Raw genomic sequence first — 23,590 nt, 5'->3', positions numbered from 1 at the left:
AGCCCGAAAAACGAAAAAGGGGGTCGCAGGGGGATCGAGATCCCCCTGCATAAATCCCTTAAAGCAGCTCCGTGATCTGCTCGAACACCGCCTCGAACATTTCGGTGGTGAGGCGTCCGGTATTGGTGTTGTAACGCGAGCAGTGGTAGCTATCGACCAGCAGCACGCCGGAGGGCAGTTTGTGAACCGCGCCGTGGGCGAACTTGTACTTGGGCAGCTTGCCGCCTGCCGCCTTGATGGTGGACTGGTGGGCGATGGTGCCCAGCGCCAGCATCACCTTGAGACGGGGAAGCCGATCGATCTGGCTTTCGAGGAAGGGTCGGCAGGTATGGATTTCAGCGGTGGTCGGCTTGTTCTCGGGCGGCACGCAGCGCACCGCGTTGGCGATGAAGCTGTTCTTGAGGGTCAGCCCGTCGTCCGGCCGCTCCAGATACTCGCCCTCGGCCAGGCCGTATTTCAGCAGCGTGGCGTAGAGCAGGTCGCCCGCGTAGTCGCCGGTGAAGGGGCGGCCCGTGGTGTTGGCGCCGTGCAGGCCGGGGGCCAGCCCGACGATCAGCAGCTGGGCGTTGGGATCGCCCCAGCCGGGCACGGGCCCGTTGAAGCCGTGGGGGATGCGCTGACGGTTGAGCGCCCGAAATTCCGCCAGACGCGGGCAAAGGGGGCAATCGTGCGACGGTTCGGTGATGTTGAGCTTGTCGGTCATGGCAGAGTGGAATAGGGGGCGGGGATCATGGAGACAACCGTTCTCATCGCAATCGGGTCGAACCGACGTCATCGCCGCCATGGCACCCCCGCCCAGGTGGTGCGCGCCGCCGTTCGCGCCATGGCCGGAGCCGGTATCAAGATCGAAGCCGTCTCGCGTCTGTACCACACCGCGCCGCTGGGCCCGCCCCAGCCCGCCTACGTCAACGCCGCCGTGCGCGCCCGCACCCGTCTGTCGCCGGAGGAACTGCTGGCACTCTTGAAGCGGCTGGAGCGCGCCTTCGGCCCCAAGGGCAAGATCCACTGGGGCCCGCGCGTGCTTGATCTGGACATCATCGGCTACGGCCAGTCCATTGTGCCCGGCCGCCTGGGGTGGACGCACGGCCACGGCCTTGCGGTGCCGCACCGCGCCGCCCACACGCGCGCCTTCGTGCTGCGCCCGCTCTCCGACATCGCGCCCGACTGGCGGCATCCGGCGCTGAACCTCACCGTGCGCCAGCTGGCGGCCCGGGTGGGGGATGCGAAATCCATCCGCGCCGTCGAGCCCAGCCGCACGCTGCCCGGCACGCTGACGGCGGAGGTGGTGCCGCTCGGCCGCAAACAGGAGCGCCCGCCCGCCCGCAGCCGGGAAGAGACGGGCCGGGGAGAGACGGAATTGCCGGGGCAGGCCGTGCCCTTCAACCGGGGCAGGCGGATGCCCGCGCCGGCGTGGCAGGAAGAACAGGGGGAAATCACCAATGCGTTATGTGCTTGATCTGGGCGAGCGGCCCTCTGCCGCCATCTCCGGCTCCGAGGCCCGCTTCCCGGTGCGGCGGATCTTCTGCGTTGCCCGCAACTACGCCGAACACGCCCGCGAGATGGGGCATGATCCCAACCGCGAGCCGCCCTTCTTCTTCGCCAAGCCGGCCGACGCGCTGGTGGAGAACGGGTGCGACGTGCCCTATCCGCCGCGCACCCAGAACCTGCACTACGAGGTGGAGCTGGTGGTGGCGCTGGCAAAGGGCGGGCGCAACCTCTCCGTGGAGGAAGCCGAGGGGCTGATCTACGGCTACGCCGTCGGCAACGACCTCACCCGCCGCGACCTGCAGGCCGAGGCCAAGAAGCAGGGCCGCCCGTGGGACACCGCCAAGGGGTTCGACCACTCCGCGCCGCTCTCGGCCATCCACCGCACCGACGAGGTGGGCCACATCCGCCGGGGTGCGATCTGGCTGAAGGTGAACGGGGAGACGCGCCAGCAGGGCGACGTGGCGGACATGATCTGGTCCGTGCCTGAGGTCATCGCCGAACTCTCCACCCTGTTCGCGCTGCAGGCGGGCGATCTCATCTTCACCGGCACGCCCGCGGGCGTTGGCCCTGTCGTGCCGGGCGACGTGATCGAGTGCGGCATTGATGGACTGGACGTGCTGCGCCACCGGATTGCTTGAAGCGGATCGTCTGGGAGGTGGGGTAATTCCATTGCGAGAAAAGCCGGAAATTTTCGCTTTTCTTACAGGGTGGGAATGCTAAGTCTGGCTCCATGCATACGGAATTTGCCCTCACGCTCTCCTGCCCCAACCGGCCCGGCATCGTGGCCGCCGTTGCCACCTTCCTGTTCGAGAACCGGTGCAACATCCTCGATGCCCAGCAGTTCGACGACCTGGAGAGCGGCCGCTTCTTCATGCGGGTGCTGTTCAACCCGGTCGATGACACTGTGACGCTGGACGGCCTCAAGGAGCGCTTCGTGAGCGCCGCCGAACCCTTCGGCATGACCTGGACCATGCGCGACCGCGCCGAGCGGCGGCGGGTGATGATCCTCGCCTCCAAGTTCGACCACTGCCTCGCCGATCTGCTCTATCGCTGGCGCTCGGGCGAGCTGCCGATGGACATTTCGGCGATCGTCGCCAACCACCCGGTTGAAACCTACGCCCACCTCGATTTCCGGGGCATTCCGTTCCACCACCTGCCGGTCACCCGCGAGACCAAGCTGGAGCAGGAAGCCCAGCTGTGGGACCTCATCAAGACCACCGGCACCGACCTCGTGGTGCTGGCCCGCTACATGCAGGTGCTCTCGGATGGGCTGGCGGCCAAGCTCACCGGGCGCTGCATTAACATCCACCATTCTTTCCTGCCCAGCTTCAAGGGGGCCAGGCCCTACCATCAGGCCTTCTCGCGCGGCGTGAAGCTGATCGGCGCGACGGCCCACTACGTCACCTCCGACCTCGACGAGGGCCCGATCATCGAGCAGGACGTGGAGCGCATCACCCACAGCGATGGCGCCGAAGATCTCGTCCGCAAGGGCCGCGACATCGAACGCCGCGTGCTGGCGCGGGCCGTGCGCTATCACCTCGAAGACCGCGTGATGCTCAACGGCCGCAAAACGGTGGTCTTCGCGGCCTGATTTTCTTGGGTTTCCTTGTTTTTTCGCAGGAGGATCGCGGACCCTCCTGGCAACCTCCCGTTCGTTTTGGGGCGCCCGCTATCCACGCATGCGTCCTGATAAAAAGAATGGGAGTGCAGAGGGGCTTGATCGTTGTGCGCCTGCGCGCACGGGGCCCCTCCGCAAAAGGTCCTGGTTCCCCTATAACAGATGGACCATTTGCGGGGGGAAGGCTCACATGTCGTTTTCGATCATGGCGGCGCTGCTGGCGCTGGCGGCACCGGGCGGTGCGCCGGTGGTCACCGAGATTTGTCCGGCATCGAATGCACCGGCCTTGGCGGAACTGGCCGATGCCGGTTCTGCCCGGCAGGTGCTGGCGGGGCTGCTGACGCCGGACGCCATCAGCCCGGCGGCGGGCGGCCGGTTCAACCGGGGCGCGGCGGAGGTGGCAGCAAGGCTGGCACCGGAAGGCGCGGCGTGGCGCTGGTCGGTCGTGCGCTCGGCGGTATCGGCGGATGGCGGCCATGGGTTCACCGCCGGGTATCTGGACGAGACCGGGGCGGACGGGAAGGCCGTGCCGTTCAAGTTTCTGGCCTATTGGGTGCGGACGGCAGAGGGCTGGCGGATCGCCGCGTTCCGCAAGGCGCCCATGCCGCAGGGCGTGCGGCAGGACGCGCGCACCGCGCCTGCACCGTGCCTGCGTTCAGGCGTGACGATGCGGGGCGAGACGGTGCCGGGGGATGCGGCGGCCCATCGCGCCAGCCTTGCCGCTGCCGAGCAACGGTTCTCGGACGACGCGCAGGCTATGGGCATCGGCCCCGCCTTTGCGAAGCACGGCAGTGCGCTCTCCCTCAACATGGGGCGGGGCGCGGGCCTGACGCTGGGGGCGGAGGCGATCGGCGCGGAGATCGCGGCAAGCAACCCACCGCCCCTGGCGTGGGGCTCGGACGGCGTGCTGGTCGCGCCGGGCGGCGACCTGGGGCTCAGCTGGGGCGTCATCCGCATCGTGGGGAGCCCGGATGACGAGCGGGGGCGGTTCGCCTTCTTCACCGTCTGGCACCGGGCGGGCCCCGCCGAGCCCTGGCGCTACATCGCCGAGTAGGGTTTTACGGCATCAGCTCCTCGAAGCGCAGGGCGAGGTCGTCGTCCGCCGCGTGGGTGAGGTCCTTGTCGATTTCCGCGACGATGCAGTTGCGCGCCGTATCGGAGAGCGCGCCGCGAATGTCGCCCAGCGTCTTGGGCGCGGCGATCAGCACCAGCCGGTTGAAGTGCTTGGCCTGCGCGCCGCGGTTGAGGAATTCGGCCAGCTCCACCGCGAATTCCTGCTTCAGCTGGCGGCGCGGGTCCGGGCCCGGCTGGATGGTGTGGAAGGTGGCGGTGTCGGCGGGAGCGCTGCCCCGGCCCAGCCCCTCGTTGTCGATATCCACGCTGAGTAGTTCGCTGTTCACCCACTGATAGGGGAACACGTCCTCCACCCGGGCGCGCGGCGTACGCAAGCGCCGGACGATGCGGGCGCGCTGACCGTCGGCAATGACAAACCACGTCTCGGGCTGCTTCATGACCTTCTCCCTTCGCTTACTCGGAATGCGCCTTGTGACCGCGCGAGCGGACGCGCTGTGCAAGGAAAGCAACGATCGAGGCTGGTCTTGGTGGCAGGGGAAGGGATGGGCCGGGCGGCGCACGGCCTATTCGGCCCGTCTATTCGGCCGGATGCGCGCCGTGGGCGAGGGCGGCGGCGGCCCTGGGTGCCGCGCCCGGCGTGGGCGCATCGGCGTCTTCGTCCGCGTTCTCGGCCGGGGCGACTTCCGGCAGGAAGGCGGTGCCGTCGCCATTGAGCACATCGGCCAGCGTCGTGGCATCAAGGATGCGGGCGGTCTCGTCCCGCACCACGGCCATCACCCGGTTGATGGCGCAGGCGGCTTCGTCCTTGCAGTCCTCGCAGCGGCGGTAGGCGGTGCGGGAGACGCAGGGCACCAGCGCCAGCGGGCCATCGGTGATGCGGATGATCTCGCCGAAGGTGATCTCCTCCGGCGGGCGGGCGAGCTTGTAGCCGCCCCGCTTGCCGCGCAGGCTCTGCACCAGGTTCTGCCGTTTCAGCTCGACGAGGATGATCTCGAGGAACTTGCGGGGAATGTCCTCGGACTCGGCCAGGCTTGCAATCTGCACCGGCTCGCCGTCGGCCGTCCGGGCGAGCCGGACCAGGGCCTTCAAAGCGTAGCGGGAGCGTTGCGACAGCACGAGTACAGCCTTGTGATGCGATTGACTGGCGGGGCGAATCGGATTGTCGACCCGGAGTAGCTTCGCTGGCTCCCCACGTCAATCAAACGAGCCGGCTGGTGGGGCGGGGCGTGCGGTAAACCCGCTTTGCCCTATCCCTTGCGTCTGGTTGGCTTTGCGCCCGGTCAGTCCGCCGTCAGGTCCACCGGGATGCCCGGCTGCCGCTTGGAGGTGCGGATGACCAGCGAGGTCTTCACGCTCGCCACGTTGGGGGCGGGCGTCAGCTTGGAGGTGAGGAAGCGCTGGAAGGCTTGCAGGTCGGTCGAGACGATCTTCAGCACGAAGTCGATCTCGCCGTTCAGCATGTAGCATTCCCGAATCTCGGGCAGGTCCTCGACGTGCTTCTCGAAAGCCTGAAGGTCGGCCTCCGCCTGGCTCTTCAGGCTGACGAGGGCAAAGACGATGATGCTGTAGCCCAGCGCATCCGGGTCCAGGTCGGCATGATAGCCCTTGATGACGCCCGAGGTCTCCAGCGTCCGGACACGCCGCAGACAGGGCGGTGCGGTGATTCCGGCGCGGTTGGCCAACTCCACGTTGGTCATCCGTCCGTCGTCCTGCAGATTGCTCAGGATCCGCCGATCAACAGCATCCAGCTTCACACGCGCCACAGTTTCACTCCGGCAATTTCCACGAACTGCAAGTGGGTACAGTGCAATAAAATGTCTTGCAAGGGCTATTTAATTACCTCCCATGACTGAATGACGGCCCCCCCTCGCAGAGGGATGGCACCAAGGCGCGGCTGGTTCGTTGCTAGTCCTCCGCTCATATCGGCAAGCCTTCGGGCCCATGATAGGATTTGGCGTCACGGCACAACCGGTTCCGCGAGGCGATGGCAAGGGCTGAATCCGGATTGCAGGGACTTCTCGCCCTGGCAGACTATGCCAGTGGCGCGGTGGCGACCGAGATTTTCCAGTATGTTGCGGACTACCTGATCGAGGGGCGCGCTTCTCCGGGGGAGGCGGAGTTCAACTCGGGGCTCGCGCTTCTGCGCCGGCTGCTGCCCGAGGCGAGCCCGGCCAGCAAGGCGAAGGTGGCGGCGCGGCTGCGCCATCCCTCGCGCGGACGGGTGGAGCTGCTTCTCCTGCTGCTGGAAGACGCGGCGGCTGAGGTTTGGGAGCCGCTCTTGCGCTCCGTTCGGCTGGAGGAGGCGGAATGGCTGACGCTGCTGCCCCGCGCGCCGCTGCCGGCGCGCCGACTCGTGGCAGGGCGGACGGACCTGCCGTTGCGTGTCCGCCGGTTCACCGGGGGCGGGGCGCAGGCGCGCGCCGCCTCGCCGCTCCGGCCTGAGGTGTTCTATCCCGCCCGGGTGGTGGAGGAGGCGCTTGCCGCCCTTGCGGATCACGCCCGCCGCCAGGGCCTGTCCCTCGCCGGGGCGGTCGAGCCGGGAATGCCGCCCGTCGTTGGCAATCCGGCGCTTCTGGCGCAGGCGCTCGCCCGGCTGGCGCGGCGGGCGTGCGATGCGGCGCGGCCCGGCGACCGGCTCGATATCGGGGTGCGCCGGGCGGGGGAGGCGGCCTTGCCTATACCCTCACGCGCCCGGCCGCCCTGTCGCCCGCCGCCGCGCGGTCCCTTGTCGCAAGTCTCGTCGAGGCGCTGGGCGGAGACATGGTGGCAGCCGAGCGGCAGTTCGTCCTCTTCTTCCGCCTGCCCCCGGCGCCGCCACTGCGCCCGGTCTGAAGGCAGCGCAGCCGCTCCGGCTGGTCCGCTGACCCGCCCTCGGCGGGCGGGACGAAACAATAACTTGCAGATGGGCGAGAAGAAGGGGTGTCGTAAAAACCGCCCCGGCTGCTTATATGGGACAACACTTCTTCCCCAGCCGGGGGCGTATCGACGAACCAATGCCGAGGATTTCATGAGCGAGACCATTTCCACCCGCGTGCTTATTCTGGGGTCTGGCCCGGCGGGCCTGACAGCGGCCATCTATGCGGCCCGCGCGGCGCTCGAACCGGTTCTGGTCTCCGGCATCCAGCCGGGCGGCCAGCTCACCATCACCACCGAGGTGGAGAACTTCCCCGGCTTTGCCGATCCCATCCAGGGTCCTTGGCTGATGGAGCAGATGCAGGCCCAGGCCAAGAACGTGGGCGCGCGCCTCCTGTCCGAGCACATTATTGATGTGGACCTCAGCCAGCGCCCGTATCGCCTCACCGGCGACAGCGGCACGGTGTTCCTGGCCGACACGCTCATCATCTGCACCGGCGCGCAGGCCCGCTGGCTTGGCCTGCCGTCCGAGCAGAAGTTCCAGGGCTTCGGCGTTTCGGCCTGCGCCACCTGCGATGGCTTCTTCTACCGCAACAAGCCGGTGGTGGTGGTCGGCGGCGGCAACACCGCCGTTGAGGAGGCCCTGTTCCTCACCAACTTTGCTTCCAAGGTGCGCCTCGTTCACCGCCGCGATTCGCTGCGGGCGGACAAGACCAACCAGCAGCGCCTGCTCAATCACCCCAAGGTCGAGGTGATCTGGGACAGCGTGATCGAGGAAGTGCTGGGCACCGAGGAGCCGCTGGGCGTCACCGGCGTGCGCCTCAGGAACGTGAAGACCGGCGAGACCAGCGAGGTCGAGACCGACGGCCTGTTCATCGCCATCGGCCATGATCCGGCAACCGCCCTGTTCAAGGGCAAGCTGGATATGGACGACGAGGGGTACATCCTCACCCGGCCCGACTCGACCGCCACGTCCATCCCAGGCGTGTTCGCCGCCGGCGACGTGAAGGACAAGGTGTACCGTCAGGCGGTGACCGCGGCCGGCATGGGCTGCATGGCGGCGCTGGAGGCCGAGCGCTTCCTCGCTCACCACGCGGAGCCGGCGCTGGCGGCCGAATAAGGCGGGGGCAGGGTCCGGCATACCAACAGGGGGCAGGGAAATGGACTGGGAAAAGCTCAGGCTCTTTCACGTGGTGGCGGAGGCCGGCAGCTTTACCGAGGCCGCCAAGCGGCTGCACCAGAGCCAGCCCGCCCTCTCGCGTCAGATCCAGGCGCTCGGATCCACCCTGGGCGCGGCGCTGTTTCACCGCCACGCCCGGGGCCTTGCCCTCACCCACGAGGGCGAGCAGCTGCTGGAGGCGGCCCGCCTGGTCAACGAGCGCATCGATTCGGTCGAGCGCTCGATCCTTGCCACCCGTACCCGGCCCTCGGGCGAGCTGCGGGTGACGACCACGGTCAGCTTCGGCTCCACCTGGCTCGTCAAGCACATGCACGATTTCCTGGATATGTATCCGGATATCCGCATCAACATGCTTCTGTCGGATGACGACATCGACCTGTCCACCCGCCAGGCGGACGTGGCGCTGCGCTTCCACGAGCCCAAGCAGTCCGACCTCATCCAGAAGCACCTGGCGGACACGCCCTATTACATCTGCGCCTCGCCCAAGTATCTGGAGCGCTTCGGCGCCCCCAGACGGTGCAGGACCTGGATAACCACCGGCTGGTGGTCTACGGCTCCTTCGCGCCGGGGCCCATCCGCGACGTGAACTGGCTGCTGAATGCCGGGCGTCTCACCGGCCAGCGCATGCCCATTCTTTCCGTCAACAACATCTATGCACTGACCCAGGCCATCGAGGATGGCATCGGCATCGGCACCTTGCCGGCCTATCTGCTGCGCTTCTCCGACAAGCTGGTGCGAATCCTGCCGGATGTGATCGGCCCGCGCTTTCCCATCTACTTCGTCTATCCGCGCGAGCTGAAGCGCTCCATCCGCGTCGCGGTGCTGCGCGATTTCCTCGTCAGCCGCGCCAACCAGGAAAGCCTGGGCTAACCTCCTGGCACGCAAAGGGCCTGCCCTCATGCGCCCTGGTGCGGGCGCATCGGCATCCGTTCATCCATAATTCAAGTGCATGGCCCACGGCCGGGGCGGAAAACGGCCAGTTCGGTGGGGAGGAAGGGGAGCTCCGGCTTGTGCTCTCTCAAGGCTTCCGCTGGCCGTGTGCTTAACCTGCCAGGGTTCGGCGCGCGACCCATGCAAAAACTGCATGGCTCTATTGCGGAATGATGCTCTACCGAGAGTGCCTTGTTCGGCGCATATAGATCGCGTGTTGCATTGCAGCGACGCGTTCGGAGCTCCTCTCCTCCCCCCTTTGAGGTTCCGAACCTGATCCGATCGGTCCTCCCCCGTATCGGATCCGACGGCTCCATCTCCCCCGGTGGAGCGTCCCTATGCAGACTAGGCCGGGCGTTTATCGCCCGGCCTTTTTTTGTGTGCGCGGCAGATTGGCGCAATCTTGGCAGCCGCGCAAGCATCAGAATAAAGAAAATTGCTGCATAAATTCGGGGTTCTGGCTGATTTCCCTTTACTAGCAACCAGAAGTGCAGCACGGCGAACGCGCCGACCAGATAGACAAGCCGGTGCAGTTTCTGCCATCGGCGCGCGCCCAGCCTGCGAATCGCCTTGGCGGTGGAGGTGAGGGCGAGCGGCAGCATGAGAATCAGCGCGGTCATGCCAAGGGTGATGTACCAGCGCTTCAAAACGTCCGCCCACAGTTCGGCAACCGAGAACTCCCGGTCCAGCCCGAAGTAGAGCAGCAGATGGATGACGGCGTAGGTGAAGGCGTAGAGGCCGCACATGCGCCGCAAAGTGACGAGCGTCGGCAAACGCAGCAGCTTCGCCAGCGGGCTCACCGCCAGCGTCAGCAAAAGGCACCGCAACGCCCACTGGCCGGTGTGGTGGATGGAGGCCTCGACCGGGTTGACGCCGAGGTTGCCGCCGCCGTCCGTCAACAGGTGGAACCATTGCAGCGCCAGCCACGCCAGCGGCAGCGCGAGCGCGATGAACGTGATGGGCTTCAGTGCCAGGCGAATCCGGCGCGCGGTGGCGGGGCGTGTCACGTGGGTATCTTCCTGGGTCCGGTCAGTAGAAGCGGCGCAGGTCCATGCCTTTGTAAAGCCCGGCCACCTGCGCGCCGTAGCCGTTGAACGGCAGGGTGTCCCGCCGCAGGAACTCGCCGATGCGCCGCTCCTTCGCCTGGCTCCAGCGCGGGTGGGAGACAGCTGGGTTCACGTTGGCGTAGAAGCCATACTCGCGCGGGGCCATGGTGCTCCACGTGGTGGCCGGCTGCTTGTCGGTAAGGCGGATGGAGACGATCGACTTGATGCTCTTGAAGCCATATTTCCACGGCACCACCAGGCGAATGGGCGCGCCGTTCTGGTTGGGCAGCGCCCGGCCATAAAGGCCCACCGCCAGCAGGGTGAGGGGGTGCATGGCTTCATCGAGCCGCAACCCCTCGCGATACGGCCATTGCAGCACGCCGCCCTTCTGGCCCGGCATCTGCCTTGGGTCATGCAGCGTCGTGAACGCCACGTAGCGCGCGCCCGCCTGCGGCTCTACCGCCTTCAACAGGCTCGCCAGCGGAAAGCCGACCCACGGAATGACCATCGACCAGCCCTCAACGCAGCGCAGGCGGTAAATCCGCTCCTCCAGCGGCATGGCCTTGATGAGCTTGTCCACGTCGAAGCGCTGGGGCTTGTCCACCAGGCCCTCCACCGCCAGCGTCCACGGCCGGGGGCGTAAGGAGTGGGCATTCTCGGCCGGGTCGCCCTTGTCCGTGCCGAACTCGTAGAAGTTGTTGTAGGTGGTGACCGCCTTGAGAGGCGTCTTCTCCTCGTCCGTCGAGAAGGGGCCAGGCTTGGCGTTGAGCTTGGCCAGCGGCGCTGCGGCGGCTTCCACCGCCGTGGCAAGGGCGGAGGCGGGCAAAAGCCCGGCGGCAATCATCCCCGCCAGCCATTCCCGGCGGTTGAGGTAAAGGGCCTCGGGCGTCGCCTCCCGCTCGGGCAGGGAATAGTCGGGGCGGATGTGAATGGGCATGGGGGCCTCCGCTGGTGGTTCCATCGAGTCTAGGGCGGATTGATTTGTATTTGCAGGGGGAACCTGTTCCCCCCGACCGCGAAGGCGGTCATCTCAACTGATTTGCAAGGGGACCCTATTCCCCCTGAAACCCCCTGTTCGTTTTTCGGGCCGCGTTCGTTACACGCGCCGCGCCGACTGGATTGAAAACGGCGATGAGCCGCACCGGGTCTTATCATTAGTGCAGGCAGGGGCTCGGCGCTTGGGGCAGGGCGCGGCCCGATGAGCGGATGAGAGGTTGCCAAGAGGGGTAAGCCCCTCCTGCGAAAAAACAAAAGGGCGCTCCGGTTGCCCGGTAGCGCCCTGATTGGTCAGCGGCTCTGGCGCGGCCTACTTCAGCGCGGCGCAGGCCTTCTGGATGCGGGTGCAGGCCTCCTGAAGTACCTCGGTCGAGGTGGCGTAGGAGATGCGGAAGTGCGGCGACAGGCCGAAGGCCGCGCCGTGCACCACGGCAACGCCCACCGATTCCAGCAGGTAGGTGGCCACGTCTTCGTCAGTGTTCAGCGTCTTGCCGTCCGGCGTGGTCTTGCCGATGAGGCCGGCGCAGGACGGGTAGACGTAGAACGCGCCTTCCGGGGTGGGGCAGTTCAGCCCCTCGGCCTCGTTCAGCATCTTCACCACCAAGTCGCGGCGCTGCTGGAACACCTTGGCGCGCTCCTTCAGGAAGTCCTGCGGGCCGTTCAGCGCCGCAACGGCGGCAGCCTGGCTGATGGAGCACGGGTTGGAGGTGGACTGGGACTGGATGGCCGAGATCGCCTTGATGAGGTGCTTCGGGCCGCCGGCGTAGCCGATGCGCCAGCCGGTCATGGAATAGGCCTTGGAGGCGCCGTTCATGGTCAGCGTGCGGTCATAGAGCTTGGGCTCGACGGCGGCGATGGTGGCGAACTTGAAGTCGTCGTAGACGATGTGCTCGTACATGTCGTCCGTCAGCACCCACACGTGCGGGTGCTTCAGCAGCACGTCGGCAAGGCCGCGCAGGTGCTCGGCCGAGTAGGCCGCGCCCGAGGGGTTGGACGGCGAGTTGAGGATGACCCACTTGGTCTTGGGCGTAATGGCCGCGTCCAGCTGTTCCGGCGTGATGCGGAAGCCGGTGTCGATGGTGGCTTCGATGAAGACCGGCGTGCCGCCGGCCAGCAGCACCATGTCCGGGTAGGACACCCAGTAGGGGGCCGGGATCACCACCTCGTCGCCGGGGTTCAGCGTCGCCATCAGCGCGTTGAAGATGGTGTGCTTGCCGCCCGAGTTCACCGTGATCTGGTCGGTGGCGTACTCAAGGCCGTTCTCGCGCTTGAACTTCGCGGCAATGGCCTTCTTCAGGGCCGGGGTGCCGTCAACGCCGGTGTACTTGGTCTCGCCCCGGCGGATCGCCTCGATGGCGGCTTCCTTGATATGGTCGGGCGTGTCGAAGTCGGGTTCGCCCGCGCCGAGGCCGATGACGTCCTTCCCCTGAGCTTTCAGCTCGGCGGCCTTGTTGGTGACCGCAATGGTGGGGGACGGCTTGATACGGCCAAGCGCAGCGCTCAGAAAGCTCATCGGGGGCATCCTCTTTATTCAGACTGATCGGGTGCAGGCCTTGGAAAAGGCGGCGCACCCTAGTGCAGCAAGCACGGCCGTTCAAGCAGCCCTCGGGCGGTTGTTTAAAACGCCGCATGGAAATGTGGCGGTCTTTGCGCCCGGTTCAGGAGAGGAAGCCCCGCGGGCGCGCCGTTTTCTGCGGGCGCGCCCTGGTTGGGCAATATTATTGCGTTTTTCCGTCCTTCATATCTTCGCCCGTTTCCTCGATGGCCTGTCCGGCGGAATCAAGTGCCTTGCCGGTCTCTTTCTTCACGGCCTCGGCGCCGGATTCGATTTTCTCGCCCGCCTGGTCGGCGGCCTGTTCGGCGTCGTTGCCGAGTTCATCGGCCTTCTGCCCGGCCTCGTTGCCGAATTCCTGCAGCTCGTTGCCTGCTTCGTGCGCGCCGTCGCGCACATCGGCCGATGCGTCGTCCACGGCCCGTCCGGCGTCCGCGCCCACCTGTTCCGCGCTTCGGTCGCAAGCCTGAAGGCCGCACAGGGCGATGATGGCGGCCGCCGGGACGAAGATCTTGGGGAACTTCTTCATGAGCATTCTCCCTGATAATGCATTGAAGAAACTAGAGGGGTCGGCATCCTGTTCAAGGATACGGAGAGTAAACGATTGGCAACGGCAAAGGGTGGCAGGTGAATTAAACCGTCAATCAGCCTTGCAATGGGCCGCGAGAGATCGATATCGTTCCCGCGAGGGAGCCGGAGTTCAGGCCCCTTGGGGGCAAGACGACAACCATAGCAAATCCAGCTGGGGCCGATTCACCGAGATGCTATCGCCAGAGTCGACCGACTATGTGACCTTCGGTCCGGGATTTGCGCCCCGCGTGCTGGTCCTTGTCGACACGGAAGAGGATTTCGACTGGAGCCAGCCGATGAGCCGCAGCAACGTCTCGGTCGGCTCCATCACCAAGCTGGAGCGGGCGCACCGCCTGTTCCTCGAATACGGTATCACGCCCTGCTATCTCATCGACTATCCCATCGCCACGACGCCGCAGAGCATCGAGGTGCTGAGGCCCTGGGTGGACGCGGGCAACTGCATCATCGGCAGCCAGCTGCACCCGTGGGTGAACCCGCCCTTCATCGAGGAGCTGACCCGCGCCAACTCCTTTGCCGGCAACCTGCCGCGCGAGACCGAGCGGGCCAAGCTGCTGGCGCTGACGGAGGCCATCGAGACCGGTTTTGGCGTGCGCCCGCGCGTCTACCGGGCGGGGCGCTACGGCGTCGGCCCCAACTCGGCGCGCATCCTCACCGAACTCGGCTATTCGGTGGATGTGTCCGTGCGGCCCTTCTTCGACTATGCGGACGAAGGCGGCCCCAACTTCCGCCGCATCCTGCCCCAGCCCTACTGGGCGGACGCTGGGCAGCAGCTGCTGGAGCTGCCGCTGACCACCACCTTCACCGGCCTCCTGCGCGGGGTGGGGGGAGGAGGTCTACGCCGCCGCCTCGCGCATGCGGCCGATGACGGCGCTGCTGTCCCACAGCCGCCTGCTCAACCGCGTCACCCTCTCGCCCGAGGGGATGCCGGTGGAGGAGGTGATTCCTGCCTTGAAAGTGCTGGCAGCGCAGGGGCAGAAGATTTTCTGCATCTCCTTCCACTCGCCGTCGCTGGAGCCGGGCAACACGCCCTACGTGCGGAACAGCGCCGATCTGGAAGGCCTCTACGGCTGGCTGCACGAGGTGCTGACCTTCCTCATCCAGACCGTGGGCTGCAAACCGGCGACGCCGTTCGATATCCTTGCCGCCGCCCGGCTGGACAGCTGCACGGCGGCCGTTCAGGCCTGACTGCCCCAAGAGCCTGATCCAAGTATCTGAAATAAATACTTTAACTTGTTGCGCTTCGGTGCCGCCGCCCGGAAAACCCTCTGGCCATGGTCCGCAAGATTTGATAACGAAAAAACCGGTTCTCTTGGGGCCTGTAGCTCAATGGTTAGAGCTGGCCGCTCATAACGGCTAGGTTGCGGGTTCGAGTCCTGCCGGGCCCACCAGAATCCTCTCTCAAAACCCGCAATTCCTCTGTCTTCCCCGCATCCGCTGCGGGGGCGGGGTTATGGCACGCATGCGTCACGACCATGGGAACTGCCGCCCAGGGGCGCGTGCAGGCTTGACCCGCCGAAAGCCAGCGGCCAGAACAGAGGCCTCTTTCAAGAGGGAAGCATGACGACGACAGCCGAAAAAATCGCGGCACTCAGTTTCGAGGCGGCTCTGGAGAAGCTGGAGCAGATCGTGCACCGGCTGGAGTCCGGCGAGGCCAGCCTTGAGGACTCCATCGATCTCTACACCGAGGGCACGCTGCTTCGGCAGCATTGCGAGGGCAAGCTGAAGGACGCGCAGGCGCGCATCGAGAAGCTGCAGATCGGCGCGGATGGCGCGCCCAAGGGCGCGACCCCCTTCGACGCCGAATAAACGAGTAGGACCGCCATGCATCCGCCTCCAGCCCTCAAGCCGGCTCTTGACGCGCTTGCACAGGCCATGGACTCCCGGTTCGACCGGCTACTGGCCGTGCCGGAAGATCCGCGCCGCCGTCTCTACGAGGCTATGCGCCACGCCACCATGGATGGCGGCAAGCGCATGCGCCCGCTGCTGACGGTGGCCGCCTGCGACCTGTTTCATGTGGAGAAGGAGCGCGCGCTGCGCGTGGCCCTCGCCATCGAGTGCGTGCATTGCTACAGCCTCGTCCACGACGACCTGCCCTGCATGGACGACGATGACGTGCGCCGGGGCAAGCCCACGGTCCACAAGGCGTTCGATGAAGCCACCGCCGTGCTGGCGGGCGACGCGCTGCTGACGCTCGCCTTCGAGGTGCTGGCGGACGAGGCCACCCATGACGACCCGCGCGTGCGCCTGGAGTTGATTCAGGAGCTGGCCCGCGCCTCCGGCCCGGCGGGCATGGTCGGCGGGCAGGCGATGGACCTGGCGGCCGAGACCTCCACTTTCGATCTGCCGACGACGACCCGGCTTCAGCAGCTGAAGACTGGCGCGCTGCTCGCCGCCTGCATCGAGGCGGGGGCGATCATGGGCAAGGCGGGGGCGGACGAGCGCCAGCGCCTGCGCGCCTACGCGCACGACCTGGGGCTCGCGTTCCAGATCGCCGACGATCTTCTTGATGCGGAGGGCTCTTCCGCCCGCACCGGCAAGGCCGTCGCCAAGGATGCGGCGGCGGGCAAGGCGACGTTCGTCTCGCTCTTGGGCATCGAGCGGGCGCGCCAGCAGGCGGATTTCCTCATCGATCAGGCGATCGGGCACCTCTCGGGCTTCGGCGCGAAGGCGGACCTCTTGCGCGCCATTGCCCGCTTCGCCATCGAGCGGGATCATTGAGGCAGCGACCGGACAGTCAGGGCTTCGGCCAGGGGGGCGAGAGAAGGCGTTATGGCAGATCAGGCGGTTACCCATCGTCCGCGGGTCGGTGTCTATCCGGGCACGTTCGATCCCATCACCAAGGGGCATCTGGACATCATCCGGCGCGGTTCCAAGCTGGTCGACCGGCTGGTGATCGGCGTTGCCACCAACCCGTCCAAGTCGCCCATGTTCACGCTTCAGGAGCGGGTGGCGCAGGTGCGCCGCGAGACGGCGCAGGTGGCCGACAACGTGGAGGTGGTGTCGTTCAACAGCCTCCTCATGAACTTCGCGGAGGAGCAGGGGGCGGATGTCATCATTCGCGGCCTCCGAGCGGTCTCCGACTTTGAATACGAGTTCCAGATGGCTGGCATGAACCAGAAGCTGAACCCGGACGTGGAGACGGTGTTTCTCATGGCCGATGTGGCGTTGCAGCCCATCGCCTCGCGTTTGGTTAAGGAAATTGCCATCTACGGCGGCGATATTACGGCTTTCGTGCCCGTAACCATTGCCGAAGAGGTGCGTGCGCGGGTAGAGCGCAAATGAATCAGAAGAATCGACCGAGCGGGTTCCATCAGATGACGCGGCGCATGTTGCTGAGCCTCCTGGCGCTCCTCGGACTGACAGGAGGTGTTATGGCTCAGACTGAAACCACCGTCGCGCCCGCCGCGACCGACCTTGAAAACGTGCTGGTGATCGAGCTGTCCACCGGCGGCACGGTGAAGATCGCCATGCGCCCGGACAAGGCGCCCAAGCACGTCGAGCGCATCAAGCAGCTGGCGCGCGAGGGCTTCTACGACGGCACCATCTTCCACCGGGTGATCGAGGGCTTCATGGCCCAGGGCGGCGACCCGACCGGCACCGGCATGGGCGGCTCCAAGTACCCGAACCTGCCGGCCGAGTTCAACGACCTGCCGCACGTGCGCGGCACGGCCTCCATGGCCCGCGCGGGTGATCCGAACAGCGCCAACAGCCAGTTCTTCATCTGCTTCCAGCCGGCGTTCTTCCTCGATGGCCAGTACACGGTCTGGGGCCGGGTGATCGAGGGCATGGAAGCCGTCGACGGCATTGCCCGCGGCGAGCCGCCCGCCAACCCGACCAAGATCGTCAAGGCCTACGTCGCCGCCGATGCCGCCAAGGCGGAAGGCGAAGGCGCAGCGCAGTAAGCCGGGCGAAGTCTTGCAAGACGTGAAGGGGAGGCAATCGCCTCCCCTTTTCGTTTGGCCCTTTGTCGTTAGGGGCGTTCTACGACCATGAGCCGGTGGCGAGCCGCCCGCGCCAATGTTAGAGTTCGTCAAATAAGGAAGAAAAGCCATGGTCGCGCGCAGCACAGGAAAAGAGACATTCTACCGGGTGGATACCGGCCCCGCCCGCCCCGGCCGAGGGGTCTTCACCAACTACCGGATGCCGGATGGAAGGCTTGTGGTCTCGCTTCGCCGTGATGTTTACGAGGCGGCGCTCAAGGCTGCGGCTGAGGCCATGCGAAAGATCAAACAAAAGGAAGAGCCGTATAAGCCGTGACGGAAAAGAACCCCGTCTTCGAAGCCCTTGGGGTTGATGACGAAAATCCCGAGGCATTGACTGCCTACGGATTATACAAATGCCACAAGCGGGCCTGGGCGCGCGATTTTGAGCGGAGCCGAGGTCGCCCGCCCACGGTGGAGGAGGATCTGGCGTTCGCACGGGCGGTCGCCACTGCGGATCAGTTGGCACGCTATCGCAAGAACGCCGATGATCTCCTGATTGGCTTCGCAAGCCGAATGGTGGAAGACGTCCGGCCCGTCATCGAGCAAGAGGCGATCACGGTTCGTATCGAACAGGCCGCCGCGCAGGTGGAGCAGCGAAGCTCCTTCGCCCGGCAGGTGGGGCAGGGGCTGATCGCCACCGCAATCAACACGTTCGTCCTGGTCATGCTGGCCCTCGGCATCCGGCTGCTGGGCGTCGATCTGCTTTCGGTTCTCAGCCAGCTCGGGCAGTAGAGCGGGGCCACGTTCTACACTGCAAAAACGCCAAAACTTCGCTACAAGGGCCGCCATTTCCACCCGCCCACAGCGAGTAGTCCATGCGCGTAGACCTGTTCGATTTCGATTTGCCCGAAGATCGCATCGCCCTGCGGCCAGCAAGCCCGCGGGACAGCGCGCGGATGCTGGTGGTGCGCCCCGGTGAGGCGTTGCAAGGCACCGCTCTTCAAGACAAGGGCGTGCTCGACCTGCCGGAGTTCTTGCGCCCCGGCGACGTGCTGGTCTCCAACGATACCCGCGTGCTGCCGGCCCAGCTGTTCGGCACGCGGGGCGAGGCGAAGGTGGGCGTGACGCTCCACAAGCGGGTGGAGGCGAAGCGCTGGCATGCGTTCGTCAAGAACGCCAAGCGGCTGAAAGTCGGCGATCGGGTGGTGTTCAGCGAGCGTCTTTCAGCCATCGTCGAGGACAAGCTGCCCGATGGCCCCATCGCCTTCCTGTTCGAGTGCGAGGGGCCGGTGGAAGCGGCGCTGATGGAGGCGGGCACCATGCCGCTGCCGCCGTACATCGCGAGCCGTCGCCCGGCGGACGAGAAGGACGCTGAGGATTACCAGACCGTCTTTGCCCGGCGCCAAGGCTCGGTTGCCGCGCCAACGGCGGGGCTGCATTTCACCGATCGGCTGCTGGCGGCGCTGGATGCGCGCGGCATCGAGCGGGTAACGGTGACGCTGCACGTGGGCGCGGGCACCTTCCTGCCGGTGAAGGCGGAGGATACCACCGCCCACAAGATGCACAGCGAATGGGGCGAGGTGAGCCCGGAAGTGGCCGAGAAGCTCAACGCCGTGAAGGCGCGGGGCGGGCGCATCGTCTGCGTCGGCACCACCTCGCTGCGGCTGATCGAAAGCGCGGCGGATGAAAATGGCGTCATCCACCCCTTCGCGGCGGAGACGGACATTTTCATCACCCCCGGCTACCGCTTCAAGGCGGTCGATGTGCTGATGACCAATTTCCACCTGCCCAAGTCGACGCTGTTCATGCTGGTCTCGGCCTTCTCCGGCCTTGAGACCATGAAGGCGGCCTATGCCCACGCCATTGCAAGCGGGTATCGGTTCTATTCCTACGGTGACGCAAGCCTCCTCTTCCGCTACGAGGCTGAGGCATGAGCGAGCGTTTCAAATTCGAGATCAAGGCGACGGACGGCAGGGCCCGCACCGGCGTCATTCACATGCTGCGCGGCGAGATCCGCACGCCCGCCTTCATGCCGGTGGGCACCGCCGCCACGGTGAAGGCCATGCGCCCCGAAGAGGTGCGCGCGACGGGCGCGGATATTATTCTCGGCAACACCTATCACCTGATGCTGCGCCCTACGGCGGAACGGGTGGCCAAGCTCGGCGGCCTCCACAAGTTCATGAACTGGAGCCGGCCGATCCTCACGGACTCCGGCGGCTATCAGGTCATGTCGCTGTCGTCTTTGCGGAAAATCACCGAGGATGGCGTCTCTTTTGCCTCCCATATCGATGGCTCGCGGCATAACCTGACGCCCGAACGCTCCATGGAAATCCAGCGGCTGCTGGGGTCCGACATCGTGATGGCGTTTGATGAATGCACGCCGCACCCGGCGAGCCACGAGGTCGCCGCCAGGTCCATGCGGATGTCGATGCGCTGGGCCAAGCGCTCGCGCGACGGCTTCGACAGCGGGGAGGACCACGCCGCCCGCGCCGCCCTGTTCGGCATCCAGCAGGGCAGCCTCTATAAGGACCTGCGGAAGGAATCCGCCGATCGCCTGCGCGAGATCGGCTTCGATGGCTACGCCATCGGCGGACTCGCCGTGGGTGAAGGGCAGGGGCCGATGTTCGAGGTGCTGGACTACGCGCCCGGTTTTCTGCCGGAGGATCGCCCGCGCTACCTGATGGGCGTCGGCAAGCCGGATGATATCGTGGGCGCGGTCGTGCGCGGCGTTGACATGTTCGATTGCGTGCTGCCCACCCGTTCGGGCCGCAACGGCCAGGCCTTCACGGCGCACGGTCCGGTCAACATCCGCAACGCCAAGCACAAGGAAGACACTGGGCCGCTCGATCCCGAATGTTCCTGCCCGGTGTGCGCCACCTACAGCCGCGCTTATCTGCATCATCTGGTCAAGGCCGGTGAAATTCTGGGTGCCATGCTGATGACCCAGCACAATATTCACTTCTACCAGAGCATGATGCAGGGCCTGCGCGATGCCATCGCCGAGCAGCGGCTGGACTCCCACGCCCGCGCGTTTCTGGATAAATACTATTCAGGGCGGGGCGGCTAAGCGCCCCGAAAGGGGCAGAGCCGATGATCGCCACACCTCCCGCTGCTGAACCGGTTATCGTCAGGCCGGCAATTCCGGACGACGTGGAGGCAGCGGCAGCCACGCTCAGCGCGGCCTTTGCCGACTATCCCTGGACCCGCCACACGGTGGCCGCCGATCATCACGTGGAGCGGTTGCGCCAGTTGCAGCTGCTGTTCCTCTCCCGCATCGCCCTGCCCTACGGCCGGGTGTGGGTGACGGACGACTGCGAGGCGGTCGCCGTGTGGTCCACGCCCGAAGGCGCGGCGGAGGTGGACCGCACCTTTGCCGAACTTGAAGCGGAATTCTCCAAACTGGCGGGCGATCGCGCCAAGGCATGGGAAGAAGCGGAGGCGGAGCTTGCGCCCTTTCGCCCGCAGGAGCCGGTATGGCTGCTCGCCACCATCGGCGTTGATCCGAGCCGCCAGGGGCAGGGGCTGGGCACCGCCGTCATTCGTCCGGGGCTGAAGGCGGCGGAGGCTGCGGGCATCCCCGCCTATCTGGAAACCGCCAGTCTTCGCAATGTCGCCTTCTATGAGCGCCTTGGATTTCGCGTTCTGGCCGAGGTGCAACTGCCCGCCAATGGCCCGCGCACCTGGTGCATGATGCGCCGCCCCTGACAGCGCCCCCGGCAACCGCTTGTCCGGTCAACATCCCTCATCCTTTCGGAACCTTGCCATGCCCGGCGGCTTATAGCCCTAGCCGTCCGCCAAGACCGACGATGCGCTGAACCGGAGTGTACAAGCATAGGGAGGCGCCAATGGTTGCCGTCATCACCGGCTGGGTATTGTTGCTATTGGGGGTCGTGCTGGCAATCGGCGCGGTTTGGCTCACGGCGGTGGGCGGCAGCCCGTTCTATCTTCTCATGGCGCTGGGGCTGCTCATCACCGGATGGCTGCTCATCCGGCGCAATCCGGTGGCGCGCTGGGTCTATGCCGCCATGCTCCTTGCCGTGCTCGTCTGGGCGGTGTGGGAGGTGGGGCTCGACTGGTGGGCGCTGGTGCCGCGCGGCGTGCTGCTCACCCTCATCGGCCTGTGGCTGCTGCTGCCGATCATCCGCCCGGCCCGCGTGCCGGCGGACACGGTGGCCGATGCCGCCACCACGCCGCCCCGGCCGCGCGACCGGTGGACCGGCGGGCGCATCGCGCTGGCCGTGGTCGTGGCGCTGGTGGGCATCACGGCGCTGATATCGGTCTTTGACGATGAGTTTCTCATTGAGGGCGAGCTGCCTGCCCAGCGGGTGGCGGTGGAAAGCCCGGAGCCCCTGCCGGGCAACGACTGGCCCTACTATGGCGGCGACCGCTTCGGCCGCCGGTTCTCGACCCTCGGCGACATCACGCCCGACAACGTGGACAAGCTGGAGGTCGCCTGGGTGTTTCACACCGGAGATCTGAAAGGCAAGAACGACCCCGGCGAGACCACCTACGAGGTGACGCCCATCAAGATCCGCAACACGCTCTATCTCTGCACGCCGCACAACCATGTGATCGCTTTGGATGCCACCACCGGCAAGGTGCGCTGGCGGTTCGACCCGAAAATCCAGATCGATGCCTCCAGCGAGCATCTCACCTGCCGCGGCGTCGTCTATCATGAGGATGCGCCGGGCGCGGCCCAGCAGGCGGCGGCAGCGCCTGCCGGCGCTCCGGCTGCGGCGGCTTCCGCCCCGCCCACAGCGCCCCAGTCCACAGCGCCCCAGCCTGCGACGACCCAGCCTGCGCTGCCCGCTCCGACATCCGCGACGGGCGGGCTGTGCGCCCGGCGGATCATCACGCCCACCATGGATGCGCGCCTGATCGCGCTGGATGCGGATACCGGCACGCCGTGCCCCGACTTCGGCACCAACGGGCAGGTCTCGCTGCTCACCAACATTCCCAACGCGAAGCCGGGCTGGCTGATGATTACATCGACGCCGGTGATCGTGAACGACATGATTGTCGTCGGCGGCGCCATCAACGACAACGTCTCGGTGCACAGCCCGTCCGGCGTCATCCGCGCCTTTGACGTGCACACCGGCCAGCTGGCGTGGAATTTCGATCCCGGCGCGGTCAACCCCAATGCCATTCCCGGTCCGGGGCAGACCTACAGCGAGGGCGCGCCCAACATGTGGTCCATCCCCAGCGCCGATGAAGCGCTCGGCATGGTCTACATTCCGCTCGGCAACAAGTCGCCGGACCAGTGGGGCGCGAACCGCTCGCCGCAGGTGGAGCGCTTCTCCAGCGCCATTGTCGCGCTGGATGCCAGAACCGGCCAGCTGCGCTGGGTACGCCAGACGGTCCATCACGACCTGTGGGACCGGGACGTGCCCTCCCAGCCCACGCTCATCGACCTGCACACCCGAAACGGCATCGTGCCGGCGCTCATTGGTCCCACCAAGCAGGGCGACCTGTTCGTTCTCAACCGCCGCACGGGCGAGCCGATTTTCCCGGTGAAGGAAACCCGCTTCGAGGGCAAGGCGGTCAAGGGCGACTTTGCCTCGCTCACCCAGCCGGTCTCCGCCCTCAATTTCACGCCGCCGCCCCTGCGCGAGGCCGACATGTGGGGCGCAACGCCCTTCGATCAGATTTTCTGCCGTATCACCTACCGCAAGCTCTATTACACCGGGCCATACACGCCGCCGGTGCCGGGCGGCTCCATCATCTATCCGGGCAATACCGGCGTCTTCAACTGGGGCGGCATCGCGGTTGATCCGGCGCGGCAAATATTGATCGGCTCGCCGGTGCGGCTGGCCTTCGTCGTGGGGCTGGTGCCCCGGCCCGATGCCCGCACCCAGATCGTAACGCAAGGCAAGGCCATGTTCGGCGAGAATTTTGGCGCGCCCTACGCGGCGGATATCGGCCCGTTCGTCTCGCCGCTCGGCGTGCCCTGCCAGTCGCCGCCGTGGGGCTCGCTCGTCGGCGTGGGGCTGGCCGACGGCAAGACCGCCTGGCGTCGCCGCAACGGCACGGTGCGGGATTCCGCGCCCCTGCCGCTCAAGTTCAACATGGGCGTGCCGAGCCTCGGCGGGCCCCTCATCACGGCGGGCGGCGTGTTCTTCTACAGCGGCACGCTCGATAATTACCTGCGCGCCTATGACATCACCACCGGCGAGCTGCTGTGGGAGGGCCGGCTGCCTGCCGGCGGACAGGCGACGCCCATGACATACCGCGCCGCCGATAATCGCCAGATGGTGGTGGTGGCGGCCGGCGGCCACGGCACGTTCGGCACCGAGCTGGGCGATGCCATCGTTGCCTTCGCGTTGAAGAACGAGTAGCGGC

The 23,590-nt window shown here is 66.4% G+C and carries 23 protein-coding genes, 1 tRNA gene and 2 pseudogenes; 18 read left to right on the top strand and 8 right to left on the bottom strand.

What is annotated here, in order from left to right; all coding sequences use genetic code 11:
• Positions 1–58: 58 nt before the first annotated feature.
• On the bottom strand, positions 59–703 hold the full coding sequence (locus L0C21_RS10960; protein ID WP_259278382.1) for a uracil-DNA glycosylase: 645 nt from the start codon (positions 701–703) through the stop codon (positions 59–61).
• A gap of 27 nt (positions 704–730) precedes the next feature.
• Between L0C21_RS10960 and folK the strand changes: the two genes are divergently transcribed.
• The 4 genes from folK (at position 731) to L0C21_RS10940 (ending at position 4,160) form a co-directional block, all read left to right on the top strand.
• Entirely contained in the window at positions 731–1,456 is a 726-nt protein-coding gene (gene folK, locus L0C21_RS10955) for a 2-amino-4-hydroxy-6-hydroxymethyldihydropteridine diphosphokinase (protein ID WP_259278381.1), read from the top strand.
• Complete coding sequence (locus L0C21_RS10950; protein WP_259278380.1) at positions 1,440–2,126, top strand: fumarylacetoacetate hydrolase family protein; 687 nt, start codon at positions 1,440–1,442, stop codon at positions 2,124–2,126. The genes folK and L0C21_RS10950 overlap by 17 nt, the downstream gene beginning before the upstream one ends.
• A 92-nt stretch (positions 2,127–2,218) precedes the next feature.
• Entirely contained in the window at positions 2,219–3,079 is an 861-nt protein-coding gene (gene purU, locus L0C21_RS10945; RefSeq protein ID WP_259278379.1) for a formyltetrahydrofolate deformylase, read from the top strand.
• 217 nt (positions 3,080–3,296) lie between these two features.
• On the top strand, positions 3,297–4,160 hold the full coding sequence (locus L0C21_RS10940; RefSeq protein ID WP_259278378.1) for a nuclear transport factor 2 family protein: 864 nt from the start codon (positions 3,297–3,299) through the stop codon (positions 4,158–4,160).
• A gap of 4 nt (positions 4,161–4,164) precedes the next feature.
• Here the strand turns inward: L0C21_RS10940 and L0C21_RS10935 are convergent, their stop codons facing one another.
• The 3 genes and pseudogenes from L0C21_RS10935 to L0C21_RS10925 form a co-directional block, all read right to left on the bottom strand.
• A complete protein-coding gene (locus L0C21_RS10935; protein ID WP_259278377.1) occupies positions 4,165–4,617 on the bottom strand; it encodes a host attachment protein in 453 nt (150 codons plus the stop codon).
• Between the two features lie 280 nt (positions 4,618–4,897).
• Positions 4,898–5,296 (bottom strand): annotated as a pseudogene (locus L0C21_RS10930) (RrF2 family transcriptional regulator); the annotation flags it as partial.
• Between the two features lie 164 nt (positions 5,297–5,460).
• Entirely contained in the window at positions 5,461–5,943 is a 483-nt protein-coding gene (locus L0C21_RS10925; RefSeq protein WP_259278376.1) for an Lrp/AsnC family transcriptional regulator, read from the bottom strand.
• A 1,244-nt stretch (positions 5,944–7,187) separates the two neighbouring features.
• On the opposite strand from L0C21_RS10925, the gene trxB reads away from it, so the two are divergent.
• Together trxB and L0C21_RS10915 are read left to right on the top strand one after the other, a co-directional pair.
• On the top strand, positions 7,188–8,153 hold the full coding sequence (gene trxB, locus L0C21_RS10920; RefSeq protein ID WP_259278869.1) for a thioredoxin-disulfide reductase: 966 nt from the start codon (positions 7,188–7,190) through the stop codon (positions 8,151–8,153).
• Between the two features lie 40 nt (positions 8,154–8,193).
• Positions 8,194–9,083 (top strand): annotated as a pseudogene (locus L0C21_RS10915) (LysR family transcriptional regulator).
• 71 nt (positions 9,084–9,154) lie between these two features.
• Here L0C21_RS10915 and msrQ read toward each other — a convergent pair.
• From msrQ to L0C21_RS10890, 4 genes are all read right to left on the bottom strand, one after another.
• Positions 9,155–10,150, bottom strand: coding sequence for a protein-methionine-sulfoxide reductase heme-binding subunit MsrQ (gene msrQ, locus L0C21_RS10905; protein ID WP_259278373.1), 996 nt, complete (start codon positions 10,148–10,150; stop codon positions 9,155–9,157).
• A 22-nt stretch (positions 10,151–10,172) separates the two neighbouring features.
• Entirely contained in the window at positions 10,173–11,126 is a 954-nt protein-coding gene (gene msrP, locus L0C21_RS10900; RefSeq protein WP_259278372.1) for a protein-methionine-sulfoxide reductase catalytic subunit MsrP, read from the bottom strand.
• A 369-nt stretch (positions 11,127–11,495) separates the two neighbouring features.
• Positions 11,496–12,698 (bottom strand): pyridoxal phosphate-dependent aminotransferase, encoded by a 1,203-nt coding sequence (locus tag L0C21_RS10895; protein WP_259278371.1) that lies wholly within the window; start codon positions 12,696–12,698, stop codon positions 11,496–11,498.
• Positions 12,699–12,903: 205 nt separating this feature from the next.
• Complete coding sequence (locus L0C21_RS10890) at positions 12,904–13,266, bottom strand: hypothetical protein (RefSeq protein ID WP_259278370.1); 363 nt, start codon at positions 13,264–13,266, stop codon at positions 12,904–12,906.
• A gap of 232 nt (positions 13,267–13,498) precedes the next feature.
• On the opposite strand from L0C21_RS10890, the gene L0C21_RS10885 reads away from it, so the two are divergent.
• From L0C21_RS10885 to L0C21_RS10830, 12 genes are all read left to right on the top strand, one after another.
• On the top strand, positions 13,499–14,530 hold the full coding sequence (locus L0C21_RS10885; RefSeq protein WP_259278369.1) for a polysaccharide deacetylase family protein: 1,032 nt from the start codon (positions 13,499–13,501) through the stop codon (positions 14,528–14,530).
• A gap of 110 nt (positions 14,531–14,640) precedes the next feature.
• A tRNA-Ile gene (locus L0C21_RS10880) sits at positions 14,641–14,716 on the top strand.
• A 169-nt stretch (positions 14,717–14,885) separates the two neighbouring features.
• A complete protein-coding gene (locus L0C21_RS10875; protein ID WP_259278368.1) occupies positions 14,886–15,134 on the top strand; it encodes an exodeoxyribonuclease VII small subunit in 249 nt (82 codons plus the stop codon).
• 15 nt (positions 15,135–15,149) lie between these two features.
• Positions 15,150–16,046 carry a polyprenyl synthetase family protein gene (locus L0C21_RS10870; protein ID WP_259278367.1) on the top strand — a complete coding sequence of 299 codons (897 nt, stop codon included), beginning with the start codon at positions 15,150–15,152 and terminating at the stop codon, positions 16,044–16,046.
• Positions 16,047–16,097: 51 nt separating this feature from the next.
• On the top strand, positions 16,098–16,610 hold the full coding sequence (gene coaD, locus L0C21_RS10865; protein WP_259278366.1) for a pantetheine-phosphate adenylyltransferase: 513 nt from the start codon (positions 16,098–16,100) through the stop codon (positions 16,608–16,610).
• Between the two features lie 89 nt (positions 16,611–16,699).
• Complete coding sequence (locus tag L0C21_RS10860) at positions 16,700–17,230, top strand: peptidylprolyl isomerase (protein WP_310593370.1); 531 nt, start codon at positions 16,700–16,702, stop codon at positions 17,228–17,230.
• 148 nt (positions 17,231–17,378) lie between these two features.
• Positions 17,379–17,585 (top strand): hypothetical protein, encoded by a 207-nt coding sequence (locus L0C21_RS10855; protein ID WP_259278365.1) that lies wholly within the window; start codon positions 17,379–17,381, stop codon positions 17,583–17,585.
• The gene (locus tag L0C21_RS10850; RefSeq protein ID WP_259278364.1) at positions 17,582–18,043 is read left to right on the top strand and encodes a hypothetical protein; all 462 of its coding nucleotides are present in this window, start codon (positions 17,582–17,584) and stop codon (positions 18,041–18,043) included. The genes L0C21_RS10855 and L0C21_RS10850 overlap by 4 nt, the downstream gene beginning before the upstream one ends.
• An 83-nt stretch (positions 18,044–18,126) precedes the next feature.
• Entirely contained in the window at positions 18,127–19,185 is a 1,059-nt protein-coding gene (gene queA, locus L0C21_RS10845; RefSeq protein WP_259278363.1) for a tRNA preQ1(34) S-adenosylmethionine ribosyltransferase-isomerase QueA, read from the top strand.
• Positions 19,182–20,318: a tRNA guanosine(34) transglycosylase Tgt gene (tgt, locus tag L0C21_RS10840; protein WP_259278362.1), complete on the top strand. Its 1,137-nt coding sequence runs from the start codon at positions 19,182–19,184 to the stop codon at positions 20,316–20,318. Before queA ends, tgt begins: the two co-directional genes overlap by 4 nt.
• A 23-nt stretch (positions 20,319–20,341) precedes the next feature.
• Entirely contained in the window at positions 20,342–20,956 is a 615-nt protein-coding gene (locus L0C21_RS10835) for a GNAT family N-acetyltransferase (protein ID WP_259278361.1), read from the top strand.
• A 140-nt stretch (positions 20,957–21,096) separates the two neighbouring features.
• Positions 21,097–23,586, top strand: coding sequence for a membrane-bound PQQ-dependent dehydrogenase, glucose/quinate/shikimate family (locus tag L0C21_RS10830; RefSeq protein WP_259278360.1), 2,490 nt, complete (start codon positions 21,097–21,099; stop codon positions 23,584–23,586).
• Positions 23,587–23,590: the final 4 nt, after the last annotated feature.

The sequence above is a fragment of the Pedomonas mirosovicensis genome, from assembly GCF_022569295.1.
GTDB classification, from domain to species: domain Bacteria; phylum Pseudomonadota; class Alphaproteobacteria; order Sphingomonadales; family Sphingomonadaceae; genus Pedomonas; species Pedomonas mirosovicensis.
This window is presented reverse-complemented; position numbering and strand designations above follow the sequence as displayed.